The organism is Nocardia sp. CNY236 (assembly GCF_000482385.1).
In the GTDB taxonomy this organism is placed as follows: domain Bacteria; phylum Actinomycetota; class Actinomycetes; order Mycobacteriales; family Mycobacteriaceae; genus Nocardia.
On the sequence record NZ_AXVD01000017.1, the window covers coordinates 135,950 to 149,490 of the forward strand.

The window sequence follows — 13,541 nt, forward strand, 5'->3', positions numbered from 1 at the left end:
CGCCTGTCGAGAGGCGAGTCGCTGCTGGGGTGACGTGACGGATGCCTGCCCGCACAGTGGTACCGCCGCTGGTGCGGTCGTTCACCGAGCCTGTGGCGCCATGATCGTGTGGTGCGCTCAGGCGCCGACGAGACTCCGATGCCGCTGTGCGTGCGTCCCGAACCGAAGATTCGACATGAACTGGCGACCCGTTGTGCTGCGCCGACGCAGCAGATCCCACTCCCCTGCCCTCGACCGCCCGCCCCGGCGTCAGCGCTTTCCCGGCGGTGGGGAGGCGACACCAGCACCCGAGGACCCGTTGACCGCGTTGGCCATGGCAGCCGGCGCAGGTGATCGCGTCGCGCTGGAAGGGTTCATCCGTGCCACCCAGGCGGATGTCTGGCGATTCGTCGCCCACCTGACGGATGTGCAGTCCGCCGATGACCTGACCCAGGAAACCTACCTTCGAGCGATGGGCAGCCTTCCCCGGTTCGCGGGCAGGTCGAGCGCGCGCACCTGGTTGCTGTCGATTGCGCGGCGGGTGGTGATCGATCGGTTGCGCAGCGCCGCGGCCCGACCGCGCACCACTCACAGCGCCGACTGGGAGGCTGCGATCGAGCGTCGACGCGACCGTCACGACACCGAAGTCGGTGAAGAGATGATGGTCGCCGACCTGCTGCGCCGCCTTCCCGAGGAGCGTCGTGAGGCGTTCGTGCTCACTCAGATCCTCGGACTGTCCTACTCGGAGGCGGCGCATGCGGCCGACTGTCCGGTTGGCACCATTCGATCGCGGGTCGCGCGAGCGCGTGAAGCGCTCGTGGAGTTGTGGCACGGGATCGATGCGGAATCCACCATGGCGCAGGTTTTTCCCGCCGAGGGGCCGGGTTCGGCGCGGCTACGAGTCGCGGGAGCGCGCTGATCGCTACGGTTTCGGGTCGATCCCGTGCCGGGTGTGTGCCTCGCGCCCAGGTGCGGTGGGCAGACCCGGCGCGGCGCTGGTCACCGAGTGGGTTCGTGTGCCTGCTTGTCGTGGAATTCGCCGATCGCGGCGAGGGTCTGCTCGGGGGCTTCCAGATTGGGATAGTGGCCGATCCCGGGCAGTTCCACCACGTCGGCGTCGGTGATCAGCTCGCGGTAGCGGCGCACCATGTGGGCGCCGGAAATCGGGTCGGCGACTCCGTCGACGAACCGGATCGGGATCGCGCTGCGCTGCAGCGCGCCGACCCACCGGTCGCGGTGGGTGCGGCGCTCGGCCAGGTAGCGAATCAGGATGTGGCCGTTGCGATGACCGTGCTTGTTGGTCCACAGCAGCCACAACCGATGCAGTTCTCGGCTGGATGGTTTGGTGTCGGGGCCGAATATCGCGGCGAGGTTGTGATGGAAGGCGCGTTCGGTGCCCAGCACCCCGACCAGTGGTCCCAGCCGACTGGCCAGCAGGCGTTGGGCCGGCCGTGGGCGGTGCACTTCGGGAAACAGTCCACCGTTGAGCAGACATACCGACTGCAGTGTCAGTGATTCGTCACCGGCGTTGCGGCGCTCCGCATCCCGTGCCAACAACTCTTGAGCGACCGTGTCGCCGTAGTCGTGGGCCACGATGTGGAATCGGTCGATGCCCTGCTCGCGGAGGAGTCCCTCGTGCAGATCGGCCTGGTCGGCGATGGTGTAGTCGTAGTGGCGTGGTTTGGCCGACCAACCGAACCCGATCATGTCCGCGGCGATCACCCGGGTGAAGCGGTTGCACAGACCGGGCCAGAGGCGATGGTAGTCCCAGGACGCGGAGGGAAATCCGTGGATACAGACCATGACTCCGTCGTCGCCTTGTCCGTCCTCGCGCCAGAAGATCTGGTGGCCGCGATGGGTGAATCGGTGGCCGTTGGCCCGCCAGGATGTGAACTCTTCCATATCTGTCTCCTTGTCGGCGGTGCCGCGCGCGGCCGAATCGGGGTCTGCCGAGGTGCCACCGCGCTCCGTCATGGCCGGGCGTGGGAGTAGATCAAGCGCGCGTATTCGGCCAGCAGCCCGTCCAAGGACAAGTCTTCTCCGCTGGCCGCGAGTTGCTGGTAGCCCACGAGCATTGCCATACCGAGCGAGGTGACCGTGTGTGCGGTGTCGGGGTCGTCGACGATGCCGATGACCGCCTTGTACACCGTGCGTCGACGCGATTCGTCGACGCGTTTGAGCGCGAGGGTGACCGATTCGTCGTTCGCCGCCCACGCCCGAATAGCGGCCTCGGCGATGTGGTGCAGGCCTGCGGCGAGGTCGGACATGGTGCGAATGTCGTCGTCCGGATTGCCTTGGTTGAACGGCATCGTGGCCAGGATGCGTACCTGACGCTGTTCCCAATGGTCGAGCAATGCGTCGACGAACCCTTGCCAGCTACCGAAATGGTGGTAGAACGATCCGCTGGTGACGCCGAGCCGCCGGCACAATACCCCGATGTTGAGGCCTTTGAAGCCCAATTCGGCGAGGACTTCCAATCCTGTGTCGAAGTACTGCTCCTTGGTGACCACACGTGACATTCGCGGCGCCGTTCTGTTCGTTCGGGCAGGGGCGGGACCGAACAGTACCCCATCTCGGCGTCGCCCGGACCCGAGCTGATAAAAGTCCCTACCCTGGGATTCGCCGATGTCGTGGGGTGGCTACCGCGCCGGAATGGGTCGGTGGCGGTGGGTGTTCGAGCTCGACGCGGATGCTCGGGGTCCCCGGGTGTGCTACAGCTGGATGCCGAGCAGCGCGTCGACCGCGGTGGCGATCATGCCGGTCGCGTCGGTGTCCTTGCCGCCGTAGTCGAGAGTCTGGCGTGCCCAATTGTCCACGGCATCCAGCGCTCGGGGGGTGTCGAGGTCGTCGGCCACATGGTGGCGCACTCGCGCGATGGTGTCGGCGGCCGCTGGACCCGCTACCGCACCCGTGGCGTCGCGCCACATCTGCAGGCGTCGCTGCGCGTGGTCGAGCAGCCCGGCGGTCCACATCCGGTCCTGACGGTAGTGTCCGGCGAGCAGCCCGAGACGGATCGCGGCGGGATCGACGCCGTCGCTGAGCAAGGCCGACACCAGCACCAGGTTGCCGCGGGATTTGGACATCTTCTCGCCATCGAGCCCGATCATCCCGGTGTGTACGTAATGGCGGGCGAATCGACGGCCCGCGACCAGAGATTCGGCGTGGGCGGCGGAGTATTCGTGATGGGGATAGATCAGGTCGCTGCCACCGCCCTGGATGTCGAATTCCGGGCCGAGGCGATTCAAGGCGATCGCCGAACACTCGATGTGCCAGCCGGGACGGCCCGCACCGAACGGTGCGGGCCATGACGGCTCGCCGGGACGGGCCGCACGCCACAGCAGCGGGTCGAGTCGATCGCGTTTACCCGAACGGTCCGGGTCACCGCCGCGCTCGGCGAACAGTCGCATCATGGTGGTGCGGTCGTAGCCGGATTCGTACCCGAACTGCTCGGTGGCGTCGGTGCGGAAGTAGACGTCGGGAAAGTCGGCGTCCTCCACGCTGTAGGCGGCGCCCGACACCAGCAGCTTGCCCACGAATTCGACGACCTCGTCGACGGTTTCGATGGCGCCGACGTAGTCGCGGGGCGGCACGACCCGCAGCGCGGTCATGTCCCGACGGAACAGGTCGATCTCCGCGGCGCCCAACGCGCGCCAGTCCACGCCGTCGCGGGCGGCGCGCTCGAACAGTGGGTCGTCGACGTCGGTAACGTTCTGCACGTAGTGCACTGCGTGGTCGTTGTCGCGCCAGATTCGATTGATCAGATCGAAGGTCAGGTAGGTTGCGGCGTGCCCGAGATGGGTGGCGTCGTACGGGGTGATTCCACAGACGTACATGGTGGCGCTCGCGCCCGCGGACACCGGCCGGACCCGACGGTCCGCGGTGTCGTACAACCGCAGCGGCGGTCCTGCTCCGGGGACGGTCGGGAGCGTGATGTCGGGCCAGGACTGCATGCCTACGAGCGTAGAGGTGCAGCGAACTCGCGCGGTGCCCGGGCCGTCTCGGTCAGCGGTGTGATGTGGTGACCTGCGGTGTCGGCGCTGTGGTGTGCGGTGATGTGACCGCCAGCGCGGCGCGGCGGGTCACAGTGCGGGCCACGGGATGGGGCGTGCGGTGCGTGGAACCGGCATCACCGGGTCGGCCAGCAGGTGTCGCGTGCGCTGGATCAGCGCATCGATCTCGGTGTCGGTGATGTGTTCGCTCAGGGCGTCGGCGACGGCGCCGGGCAGCGCTCGCGCGAAGGCGGTGACATCCGCGATCAGACCGGCCCCGATCGGTTGACCGGCCCAACCCCACAACACCGTGCGCAATTTGTGTTCGGTGTGCAAGCAGATACCGTGGTCGACGCCGTATACCTGCCCATCGAGACTTTCGAGGGCGTGCCCGCCCTTGCGGTCGGCGTTGTTGAGCACGATGTCCAGCACCGCCATGCGCTGCAACCGCGGATCGTCGGCATGGATCAGCGATATCTCGCTGCCCTCGCGATCCAGCGCCCGCAGGACCTCACGGAACCCGTCGGGCACCGCGGCCGTGGGGCACACGTCGATGAGGTCGAGACGATCACCGCGATCGGTGTGGTTGTCGACGCCGTGTACCCAGCGCTGCACCATGCCCGGCCCGAAAGGACCCTCGCGCATGATGGTTTCGGGGATCACGCCCCATCCGATCGCCTCGGAAACCAGATACGATGCCACTTCGCGGCCGGCCAGGGTGCCGTCGGGGAAGTCCCACAGAGGTTGTTCGCCGCGAATCGGTTTGTACACCACTCGCAGGGGCTGGCTGTCGGGGTGGGTGCTGGTGGTGGCGATCTCGCAGACCAACGTCACGTTGCTGGCGGTGTTCACCCGCCCGATCACCGTCAGCTCGCCGCTGTGGAGCCGCTCGCCGGTCTCGATCACCGCGTCACTCTTCCAATTCGGCGGCGCCGAAGATGTCACCGCGTTTGTAGCCGTTGGTGCGCACACACATATGGCCCCGCGCCGACAGTGGCTCACCGCACAGCGGGCACGGGGGACGGCCCGCGGCGATCACCCGTGTGGAGCGCAAGGCGAATTCGCGCGCCTGGATGGGGGTGAGGAACACCCGCACCGCATCGGGTCCTTCTTCGGTGTCGTCGAGCACCACCGATTCGTCGACTTCGGTTTCGGTGATCGCCAACAACTCCACCACCACGGCACCCGCGTCCGCGTCCCAGCCCAGGCCCATCGTGCCGACCCGGAATTCGGCGTCGATCGGGGTGACCAACGGCGCGGTGTCGGTGACGTCTTCGGCTTGGGGCGGCACCTGCGCGCCGAATCGGCGCGCCACCTCGTCCAGCAGCAAACCCATCCGGTCGGCGAGAACTTTCACCTGCTGCTTTTCCAGCAGCACGCTGACCACGCGCGGTTCTTGGACCGCTTGCAGATAGAAGGCGCGATCGCCCGGCTCACCGACGGTCCCGGCGACGAAACGATCGGGGGTGCGGAATACATGGATTGCGCGTGACACGTGCACCTCCTGATACGTGACCCTGATCGGCTGCCCGCAGCGCGCGATCCTGTGATCCGACAGCGTTGACAACGACAGCGTGGACAACGATAGGTGGATGTTCACGAGGAATCTCGGCGCTGTGCATCCCCATTATCCGCACTCCCGGTTGCGCCGACCTCTCCGCCGGGCACCGACGTCGAGGTCTGGTCGGTCGCCGACCCGGACTCGCGCCCGCCAGCCGGGGCGAGGGCCGACAGGTCGGCGCCGGTGTCGTTGATCCGCCACACGTACGGCGCGGTCGGGGTGTAGCGCACCACACTGATCGAGGCCGGTTCGACCACGATCCGTTGGAAGCCGTCGAGGTGGATACCCAGAGCGTCGGCCAGTACCGACTTGATCACGTCGCCATGAGTGCAGGCCACCCACAACGCGTCACGGCCGTGCTGGTCGGCCAGGGCGCGATCGTGGTCACGGATCGCGGCGACCGACCGAGCCTGAACCTGTGCCAAGCCCTCGCCGCCGGGGAACACTGCGCCCGATGCGTGCCGTTGCACGACTTTCCACAGCGGTTCGGTGACCAGCTCTGCCAGCGGTCGGCCGGTCCATTCACCATAGTCGACTTCGAGGAGTCGGTCATCGACGACCGGGTCGAGTCCGAACTTCTCCGCCAGTGGGGCCACCGACCGCGCACAGCGTGGCAGCGGGGAGTGCACGATGCGTTCGATGGGCAGTTGGCCGAGTCGTTCGGCGACCGCGCGGGCCTGGTCCTCGCCGTGCTCGGTGAGCTCGACGCCGGCACTACGACCGGCCAGGGTCCGGGCGGTGTTCGACGTCGACACCCCATGTCGCAGCAGGATCACCGTCATGCGGCAAGCCTAGCGATCATGTCGCCGACACCACGCCACCTGCCAGCAGCGCCATGATGGTCGCCCCGAGCACGATGCGGTAGCCCACGAACCAGTTCAGTGAATGGCGCGCGACGAAACGCAACAGCCACGCCACCGAGGCGTAGCCGACGGCGAACGCCAGCAGGGTCGCCACCAACAGTTGCGCGCCGCTGGCGTTGAGTCCTGCGCCGGCGGGTTCGAACGCATCCGGCAGGCTGAACAGCCCCGAGGCGGTCACCGCGGGGATGGCCAGCAGAAACGAAAACCGTACCGCGGCCTCGCGCTCGAGGCCCAGAAACAGCCCCGCGGTCGAGGTTGCGCCGGATCGGGAGACCCCGGGGATCAGCGCGAGGCATTGCGCGAACCCCATGACCAGGCCATCGCGCGTGGTCAGCTGTTGGATCGGACGCTGTTTGCGGCCGTAGTGTTCACCGGCGGCGATGACCAGGGCAAAGGCGATCAGCATGAACGACACCAGCCACAGATTGCGTGCCCCGGTGCGGATCTGGTCTTTGAACAGCAGCCCGAGCACACCGATCGGGATGGTGGCGATGATCACATACCAGCCGATGCGGTAGTCCAACCCGCGGCGGGCGGCGTCGGTCAGTCCGCCCAGCCATGCTCGTACGATCCGCGCAATATCCTTGGCGAAATATACCAGCACCGCGGCCTCGGTGCCGAGTTGAGTGACCGCAGTGAACGACGCCCCCGCGTCGTCTCCGAAGAACACCGACGACACGATGCGCAGGTGCGCCGACGACGAGACCGGCAGGAACTCCGTCAACCCTTGCACCAGACCGAGTACCAGTGCCTGCACCCAGGTCATCGACTCGCCCACGAACTCCCTCTCTACCCGAAACTGTCGATCCGACTGGCTGATTGGCTCATCCGCGCCAGTTCCGCCGAAATCTCGCAGCGAGAGTACAGTGCCGAGTTGCGGGTGCGGTGTCGGGCTGTGCGCGCTCGGGCCGCGGGTGCGACCCGCGCGTGTGTGGGGCTCGACTCGGGGGGACACGCTCTAGGCTTGGCGCGTGACGAAACCACGGACACGGTGATGGAGCAGCGCACGGTCGGGCGCAGCGGCCTGCGGGTATCGCGGATGGGCCTGGCGACCCACACCTGGGGCCTGCACACCGACATCGACCAAGCCGCGGTGCAGTTGGTGGCGTTCGTCGATGCGGGCGGCACGCTGGTGGATACCTCGCCGGCCTACGCCGGCGGCGCCGCGCAGCGCATCCTCGCGCAATTGCTGGGTGACCTGGTATCCCGTGACGACATCGTGCTCAGTGGATGCGCGGGAATCGGAACGACGACAGTGGTCGCGGCCGGGCAGCCGGCGGCGGCGCACCTCGCCGCGGACGCCTCGCGTCGGACGTTGCTGCGCCACCTGGATCGTACGTTGTTGGAGTTCGGTACCGATCACCTCGACCTGTGGAATGTCGCGGTGTGGGATCCGTGCACCCCGCTCGAAGAAGTCGCCGCGACACTGGAGCAGGCGCTGCGTACCGGGCGGATCCGCTATGCAGGAGTTCGCGGGTTCGAAGCATGGCAGCTGGCGAGTTTGGCGGCGGTCGCGCCGGTGACCGCGGCGCAGACGCCGTATTCGTTGCTGGCGCGTGGCGCGGAGGCCGCCACCGTTCCCGCTGCCCGCTATCACGGCGCCGGGGTGATCGCCGCGGTGCCCTTGGCCGGCGGCATCCTCACCGGGAAGTACCGCACCGGGGTTCCGGCCGACTCGCGCGGCGCCGACGAAGCGACCGCGGCGGAAATCCGCAGCAGCCTCGACGACCGCGCCACCCGCGTGGTCGATGCGCTGGTGACCGCCGCGGACGGGTTGGGGACCTCGCCGCTGGCGGTCGCGCTGGCCTGGATCCGTGATCGGCCCGGGATCGCGAGCACCATCGCCGGCGCCCGCGACATCGGACAGCTCACCGGGGTTCTGGCCGCCGAAACCTTGGAGTTGCCGCGCGCGATCGCGGCCGCGCTCGATGATGTCAGTGCCGCGCGTCCGGGCGCCGAACTGCGTGCCGCCGCCCCGAGCGGCACAGATTAGCCTTGCCTGCATGAGCGCTGCAGTGACCGCCGGTGGGCGTGGGTACCGAATCCGAGCCCGATGGTGGCGTGGGGTGCTGGCCGTGATCGCGGCGAGCGCGGTACTGGGTTCGGCCGCCTGCGGGGTCGACGACGGTGGTGCGGCGGCGCAACACGGGCCGGTCACGGCGACGCTGACCGACCTGGACCCCGTGCCGATCGGGCCGGCGCCCACGCCGAGGTTGCCGGTGACGGTGCAGTCGTTCGAGGGCAGTGCAGTCACCGTGACCAGCGCAGAGCGGATCATCGCGGTGGATCGTCACGGCACGCTCGCGCAGATCGTGTATGCGCTCGGGATGGGTCCGAAACTGGTGGGACGCAGCACCGCCGCAGCCTTCCCCGCGATCCGGGACGTGCCGAATGTCGCCGGCGGTACCGGGTCGCTGAATGTGGAGTCGGTGTTGGCGCTGCGGCCTTCGGTGTTCTTGACCGACACCACCAGCGCGGCGCCTGCAGTGCGTGAGCAGCTGCGCGCGGCCGGAGTCACGGTGGTCTACTTCGATCCGGCGCGCACCATGGACGGCGTGATCCCGCAGATCCATGCCGTCGCCGATGCGCTGGGGGTGCCGGAGCGTGGACGGGCGCTGGGGCAGCGTACCGGGGAGGAGATCGCGGCCGCGACAGCCGCTGTGCCCGGGCGTGAGCAGCCGTTGACGATCGCGTTTCTGTATCTGCGTTCCACCGCGATCACGATGATGGCCGGACCCGGGTCGGGTGCGGATGCGTTGATCGCGGCGTTGGGCGCTCGAGATGCGGGCACCGCCGCGGGGTTGACCGAGCCGTTCACCGCGATCACCAGCGAAGCCATGATCGGTGCTGCACCAGATGTGCTGTTGGTGATGTCGGAGGGGTTGAAATCCGTCGGTGGCGTGGAGGGACTGCGACAGGTGCCCGGTATCGCCCAGACCCCGGCCGGTCGGGCGCGGCGGGTGGTGGATATGTCCGATACGGTGGTGTTGAGTTTCGGGCCCAACACCGGGCGGGTGATCGCTGCGTTGAGCCACGCCGTGTACGGCGCCGCGCACGCATGAGTGCGCCGCCGATTCGCGCGGCCGGGCAGGAGTCTGCTGCGTCGCGGGTGGTGCAGCAGCGGGTGCGGCGAGGGGTGGTGTTCGCGGTCGCGGTCGCGGTCCTGGTGGCGTTGGCGTTGGTGTCGGCGGCGATCGGCCAGGTGCCCACGACGCCGGCCGAGGTGGCCGGCAGTGTGCTGCACCGCGTCGGCGTGGCGGCTGGGCCGCTGCCCGCCCATCCCGCGGGCGAGGTGACGTTGTGGCAGGTGCGTTTCCCGCGGGTCGTGCTGGCCGTACTGGTCGGTGCCGCCTTGGCGACTGCGGGTGCGTTGTTGCAGGGGGTGTTCGCCAATCCGTTGGCCGAGCCGGGCGTGATCGGGGTGTCGGCCGGCGCCGCGGTCGGGGCGGGCACGGTGATCGTGGTCGGTGGCGCATTCGTGGCCGCGTGGTCGGTGGCCGCCGCCGCTTTCGTCGCCGGTCTGGCGACCACGGTGTTGGTGTATGTACTCGCCCGCGCCGACGGGCGCACCGAGGTCGTCACGCTGGTGCTCACCGGCGTCGCGATCAATGCCTTCGCCGGCGGGTTGATCGCGTTGCTGTTGTTCGTCGCCTCCCCCGCCGCGCGCGACCAGATCGTGTTCTGGCAACTGGGGTCGCTCAATGGAGCGACCTGGGAGTCGGTCGGCGTGGTGGCGGTGCTGGCAGGTGTCGGGATCACCGCAGCGATCGGATTGGCCTCGCGCCTGGATCTGCTCGCGTTGGGCGAGTCCGCGGCGGGTCATCTCGGTGTCGATGTGGAGCGGTTGCGGCGGCGGGTGATCGTGGTCGTGGCGGTGTTGGCCACCGCTGGTGTGGCCTTCACCGGAATCATCTTGTTCGTCGGGCTCATCGTCCCACATGTGGTGCGCATGCTGGTCGGGCCCGCGCATCGGGTGCTCGTTCCGCTCAGTGCCATCGTCGGCGCGGTGGTGTTGGTGGGCGCCGACGTCGCGGCGCGTTCGCTGGTCGACAATGCCGATCTGCCGCTGGGCATGCTGACCTCTCTCGTCGGTGGCCCGGTCTTCTTCTGGCTGTTGCGGCGCACGCGCGCCCGTGCGGGCGGATGGGCATGACCCGGGGGGTGCGCGCGGTGTTGGGTCGGCGTTCCGGGCTGCCCGACGCACCGGCGCGTGGCGCGATCACGCTACGGGCGGCGGGGGTGAGCGTGCAACGGCGTGGCGCCGGTGGTGCGCGTGCCCGACGGGTCCTCGACGGGGTCGATTTCGAGGTCGTGGCCGGGCAGGTGGTTGCCTTGGTGGGCCCGAACGGGGCGGGCAAGTCGACACTGCTCGCGGCGTTGGCCGGGGAGCTGAACCTCAGCGCTGGGGTGATCGAGCTCGATGGACGAGCGCTGACCGAGTGGACGCCGGTGGATATGGCCCGCCGGCGCGCAGTCCTACCCCAAAGTCACACAGTGGGATTCCCGTTCACTGCTCGCGCCGTGGTGGCGATGGGGCGTGCACCGTGGGAGCAGACCCCGCGGCGGGAATTCGACGAGCAGAAGATCGCCGCCGCGATGGTTGCCGCGGACGTCGAAGGTGTGAGTGCGCGGCCGTTTCCGACGCTGTCGGGTGGGGAGCGGGCTCGGGTTGCGTTGGCGCGGGTGCTTGCCCAGGATACGGCGACGCTGCTGTTGGACGAGCCGACCGCCGCGCTGGACCTCGGTCATCAGGAGGCCGTGCTCGGGGTGGTGGCCGAGCGCGCCGCGGCTGGCGCGGCTGTCGTCGTCGTCCTGCACGATCTGGGTGTCGCGGCCGCCTACGCCGACCGGGTCGCAGTGCTCGACGGCGGCCGCATCGCTGCCGACGGGCCGCCGCGCGAGGTATTGACCACCGAATTGCTCACCCGCGTCTACCGGTATCCGATCGAGGTCCTCGATCACCCCGACACCGGCGCCCAATTGGTGCTGCCGGTGCGTGAGTGAGCGCTGGGCCACACCGCAACACCGACGAATCCGGGTGCCGGGGTCTATCGCCAGATCAGTTTCAGCACCGCGGGGGTCAGCAGCATGCGAATCACCGTGGCGTCCAGGATCAGCGCTGCGATCATTCCGTAGGCGATGTATTTCATCAACACCAGATCCGAGAACGCGAACGCGCCACAGACCACGATCAGAATGGCGGCCGCGGAAGTGATCACGCTGCCGGTGTGCGCGATGCCGCTGCGGATCGCCTCGTGCGCGGGCACGCCGGTGGCTCGCGCCTCCGATACCCGCGACAGCAGAAAGACCTCGTAGTCGGTGGACAGACCGAATACGACGGTCACGATCAGCGCCAGGACGGCGAACATCAACGGCCCTGGGGTGAAGTGGAACAGTCCCGCGCCGTGGCCTTCGACGAACATCCAGGTCAGCACCCCCAGGGTGGCGATGAGGCTCAGCGCGCTCATCGCCACGGCCTTCAGCGCCAGGACCACCGATCGGAACGCTGCATACAGCAGTGCCAGCGCGGTGGCCACCAGGATCGCCACCAGGGTCGGCAGGCCTGCGAGCAGGCCGTTGATGCTGTCGCGTTCCAGCGCCGGTACGCCGGTGACCATCACCTGCACCCCCGGCGGTTCGGGTAGGGCGCGTAATGCGGAGATCACCGTGTCGGCGTCGCGTTTGTCGACCAATCCCGTAGCGAGGACATCGATGCCGTCGGTGGTCGGCGCCGCGGGTTCGAAGCGCCCGGTCAGGCCGGGGACCTGGCTGGCAGCATGGCGAATGTCACCCAATTGCTGCGGCTGCGCGCCGACCACGACCAGTTTCACCGGTTCGATGCGCATCTGCGGGAACAGGCTGTCGAAGTCTTGCTGTGCTACTCGCGCGGGGTGGTCACGGTCGAGGTAGCGTTCGCTGAATCCGCCGAACTCGATGTGGCGCAGCGGAAGGGCCAGCGCACCCAACGCGAGCATGATCGTCACGGTCACCGTCAGCGGGCGGCGCATCGCCCACAAAGCCAGACGGGAGAACGATCCGGCGTCGATGTCGGCGGCGGTGCGGGTGCGGGCGAACCGCTTCCAGCTCAGTGCGTCGACGCGGTGCCCGAGGATGCTCAACGCCGCTGGCAGTGCGGTCACCGACAGCAGCGCGGCCAGCAGCACCGAACCGATGCCGCCGAAAGGCACCGAGCGCAGTACCCCGTTCGGGAAGATGAACAGCGCCGCGAGGCTGACTGCGATGATCGCGGCCGAGAACAGCACGGTGCGTCCCGCGGTGGCGACGGTGCGGGCGGTGGCATCGGCGACCGGGCGGCCCGCGGCGAGTTCCTCGCGGAAACGCGTCACGGTGAACAGTCCGTAGTCGATGGCCAAGCCCAGGCTGACGAGGGTCAACACAGCGCTGGCGAAGACATTGATGTCGATGTAGCCGGTCAGCAACCGCAGACCACCCTGGGTTCCCAGGATGGTCATGCCGCCGATCAGGACCGGCAGCCCCGCTGCGATCACCCCACCGAAGACGAAATACAACACGACCGCCACGAGGGGCAGGGCGATCAGTTCGGCCCGGCGGATGTCGTGTTGCATGCCGGTGTTGATGCCGGCGGCGATCGGTTGGAGCCCGGCCAGTTGCACCGTCGTGCCGCCGGGGCCGCCGCCGGTGGGACTCGCACCGAGGTGGTCTTCGATGGCGGCGTAGTTGTCGATGGCGGTGGTGCCCGAACCGCGCAGCCCGATACTGGCGAACGCGTGGGTTCGGGTGGCGTCGGTGGCGGCCGCGGAAAACGGGCTGTCCCAATAGCTGTCGATCTTCAAGATGCGGTCGGGGTGGGTGGCCAGCAGGTCGGCCAGGTGTGCGGTGACCGGGCCGCGGACCGCGGGATCGTCCACAGTCGTGCCCGGCGGGGCGGCGTAGAGCACGATCACGTCGCCGTCGGTGTCGCGGCCGAAGGTGCGGTCGGCCAGTTCGGCAGCGGCGACCGATTCGCTGCTCTGATCGAACCAACCCTCTTGGGTCAACCGCCCCGACAAGTCGTTGCCGTACCAACCCGACAGCGCCACCACCCCAATGAAGACGGCCAGCACGAGGTAGCGGTTGCGGTGCACGAACCGACCCCACCGCAGCCCAGCGAATTCGCCCATCGAGTCG

General features: G+C 68.4%; 13 protein-coding genes. 5 read left to right on the plus strand and 8 right to left on the minus strand.

Features of this window, described 5'->3' with window-relative positions; all coding sequences use genetic code 11:
* Nucleotides 1-313 precede the first annotated feature (313 nt).
* A complete protein-coding gene (locus K940_RS28035; RefSeq protein WP_231390353.1) occupies nucleotides 314-898 on the plus strand; it encodes a sigma-70 family RNA polymerase sigma factor in 585 nt (194 codons plus the stop codon).
* An 80-nt stretch (nucleotides 899-978) separates the two neighbouring features.
* Here the strand turns inward: K940_RS28035 and K940_RS28040 are convergent, their stop codons facing one another.
* From K940_RS28040 to K940_RS0112525, 7 genes are all read right to left on the minus strand, one after another.
* A complete protein-coding gene (locus K940_RS28040) occupies nucleotides 979-1,881 on the minus strand; it encodes an alpha/beta fold hydrolase (protein WP_036528440.1) in 903 nt (300 codons plus the stop codon).
* Nucleotides 1,882-1,949: 68 nt separating this feature from the next.
* Nucleotides 1,950-2,498 (minus strand): TetR/AcrR family transcriptional regulator, encoded by a 549-nt coding sequence (locus K940_RS0112500; RefSeq protein ID WP_028477834.1) that lies wholly within the window; start codon nucleotides 2,496-2,498, stop codon nucleotides 1,950-1,952.
* A gap of 192 nt (nucleotides 2,499-2,690) precedes the next feature.
* Nucleotides 2,691-3,929: a cysteine--1-D-myo-inosityl 2-amino-2-deoxy-alpha-D-glucopyranoside ligase gene (mshC, locus tag K940_RS0112505; RefSeq protein ID WP_028477835.1), complete on the minus strand. Its 1,239-nt coding sequence runs from the start codon at nucleotides 3,927-3,929 to the stop codon at nucleotides 2,691-2,693.
* 129 nt (nucleotides 3,930-4,058) lie between these two features.
* Nucleotides 4,059-4,874, minus strand: a complete 816-nt coding sequence (locus K940_RS0112510) for an SCO1664 family protein (protein ID WP_028477836.1) — start codon at nucleotides 4,872-4,874, stop codon at nucleotides 4,059-4,061.
* Between the two features lie 4 nt (nucleotides 4,875-4,878).
* On the minus strand, nucleotides 4,879-5,463 hold the full coding sequence (locus tag K940_RS0112515; protein WP_028477837.1) for a DUF3090 domain-containing protein: 585 nt from the start codon (nucleotides 5,461-5,463) through the stop codon (nucleotides 4,879-4,881).
* Between the two features lie 101 nt (nucleotides 5,464-5,564).
* Nucleotides 5,565-6,311, minus strand: a complete 747-nt coding sequence (locus K940_RS0112520) for a histidine phosphatase family protein (protein ID WP_028477838.1) — start codon at nucleotides 6,309-6,311, stop codon at nucleotides 5,565-5,567.
* Nucleotides 6,312-6,327: 16 nt separating this feature from the next.
* On the minus strand, nucleotides 6,328-7,170 hold the full coding sequence (locus tag K940_RS0112525) for an undecaprenyl-diphosphate phosphatase (RefSeq protein ID WP_036528392.1): 843 nt from the start codon (nucleotides 7,168-7,170) through the stop codon (nucleotides 6,328-6,330).
* 216 nt (nucleotides 7,171-7,386) lie between these two features.
* Here K940_RS0112525 and K940_RS28045 point away from each other — a divergent pair, with 216 nt between their 5' ends.
* From K940_RS28045 to K940_RS0112545, 4 genes are read left to right on the plus strand one after another with little or no spacing between them, the layout of a single operon-like run.
* Nucleotides 7,387-8,385 carry an aldo/keto reductase gene (locus tag K940_RS28045; protein ID WP_051407138.1) on the plus strand — a complete coding sequence of 333 codons (999 nt, stop codon included), beginning with the start codon at nucleotides 7,387-7,389 and terminating at the stop codon, nucleotides 8,383-8,385.
* Nucleotides 8,386-8,395: 10 nt separating this feature from the next.
* Nucleotides 8,396-9,454, plus strand: coding sequence for a hemin ABC transporter substrate-binding protein (locus tag K940_RS0112535; RefSeq protein WP_196812179.1), 1,059 nt, complete (start codon nucleotides 8,396-8,398; stop codon nucleotides 9,452-9,454).
* Nucleotides 9,451-10,545: an iron ABC transporter permease gene (locus K940_RS0112540; protein WP_028477841.1), complete on the plus strand. Its 1,095-nt coding sequence runs from the start codon at nucleotides 9,451-9,453 to the stop codon at nucleotides 10,543-10,545. The genes K940_RS0112535 and K940_RS0112540 overlap by 4 nt, the downstream gene beginning before the upstream one ends.
* The gene (locus tag K940_RS0112545) at nucleotides 10,536-11,396 is read left to right on the plus strand and encodes a heme ABC transporter ATP-binding protein (RefSeq protein WP_155980829.1); all 861 of its coding nucleotides are present in this window, start codon (nucleotides 10,536-10,538) and stop codon (nucleotides 11,394-11,396) included. The genes K940_RS0112540 and K940_RS0112545 overlap by 10 nt, the downstream gene beginning before the upstream one ends.
* Before the next feature lie 44 nt (nucleotides 11,397-11,440).
* Here the strand turns inward: K940_RS0112545 and K940_RS0112550 are convergent, their stop codons facing one another.
* Nucleotides 11,441-13,534 (minus strand): MMPL family transporter, encoded by a 2,094-nt coding sequence (locus tag K940_RS0112550; RefSeq protein ID WP_028477843.1) that lies wholly within the window; start codon nucleotides 13,532-13,534, stop codon nucleotides 11,441-11,443.
* Nucleotides 13,535-13,541 lie beyond the last annotated feature (7 nt).

Bases quoted from the DNA above. Each gene is read 5' to 3' on its own strand.
- K940_RS28035 (WP_231390353.1), top strand. From the start codon at position 314: ATGGCAGCCGGCGCAGGTGATCGCGTCGCGCTGGAAGGGTTCATCCGT.
- K940_RS28040 (WP_036528440.1), bottom strand. From the start codon at position 1,881: ATGGAAGAGTTCACATCCTGGCGGGCCAACGGCCACCGATTCACCCAT.
- K940_RS0112500 (WP_028477834.1), bottom strand. From the start codon at position 2,498: ATGTCACGTGTGGTCACCAAGGAGCAGTACTTCGACACAGGATTGGAA.
- mshC (WP_028477835.1), bottom strand. From the start codon at position 3,929: ATGCAGTCCTGGCCCGACATCACGCTCCCGACCGTCCCCGGAGCAGGA.
- K940_RS0112520 (WP_028477838.1), bottom strand. From the start codon at position 6,311: ATGACGGTGATCCTGCTGCGACATGGGGTGTCGACGTCGAACACCGCC.
- K940_RS28045 (WP_051407138.1), top strand. From the start codon at position 7,387: ATGGAGCAGCGCACGGTCGGGCGCAGCGGCCTGCGGGTATCGCGGATG.
- K940_RS0112535 (WP_196812179.1), top strand. From the start codon at position 8,396: ATGAGCGCTGCAGTGACCGCCGGTGGGCGTGGGTACCGAATCCGAGCC.
- K940_RS0112540 (WP_028477841.1), top strand. From the start codon at position 9,451: ATGAGTGCGCCGCCGATTCGCGCGGCCGGGCAGGAGTCTGCTGCGTCG.
- K940_RS0112545 (WP_155980829.1), top strand. From the start codon at position 10,536: ATGGGCATGACCCGGGGGGTGCGCGCGGTGTTGGGTCGGCGTTCCGGG.
- K940_RS0112550 (WP_028477843.1), bottom strand. From the start codon at position 13,534: ATGGGCGAATTCGCTGGGCTGCGGTGGGGTCGGTTCGTGCACCGCAAC.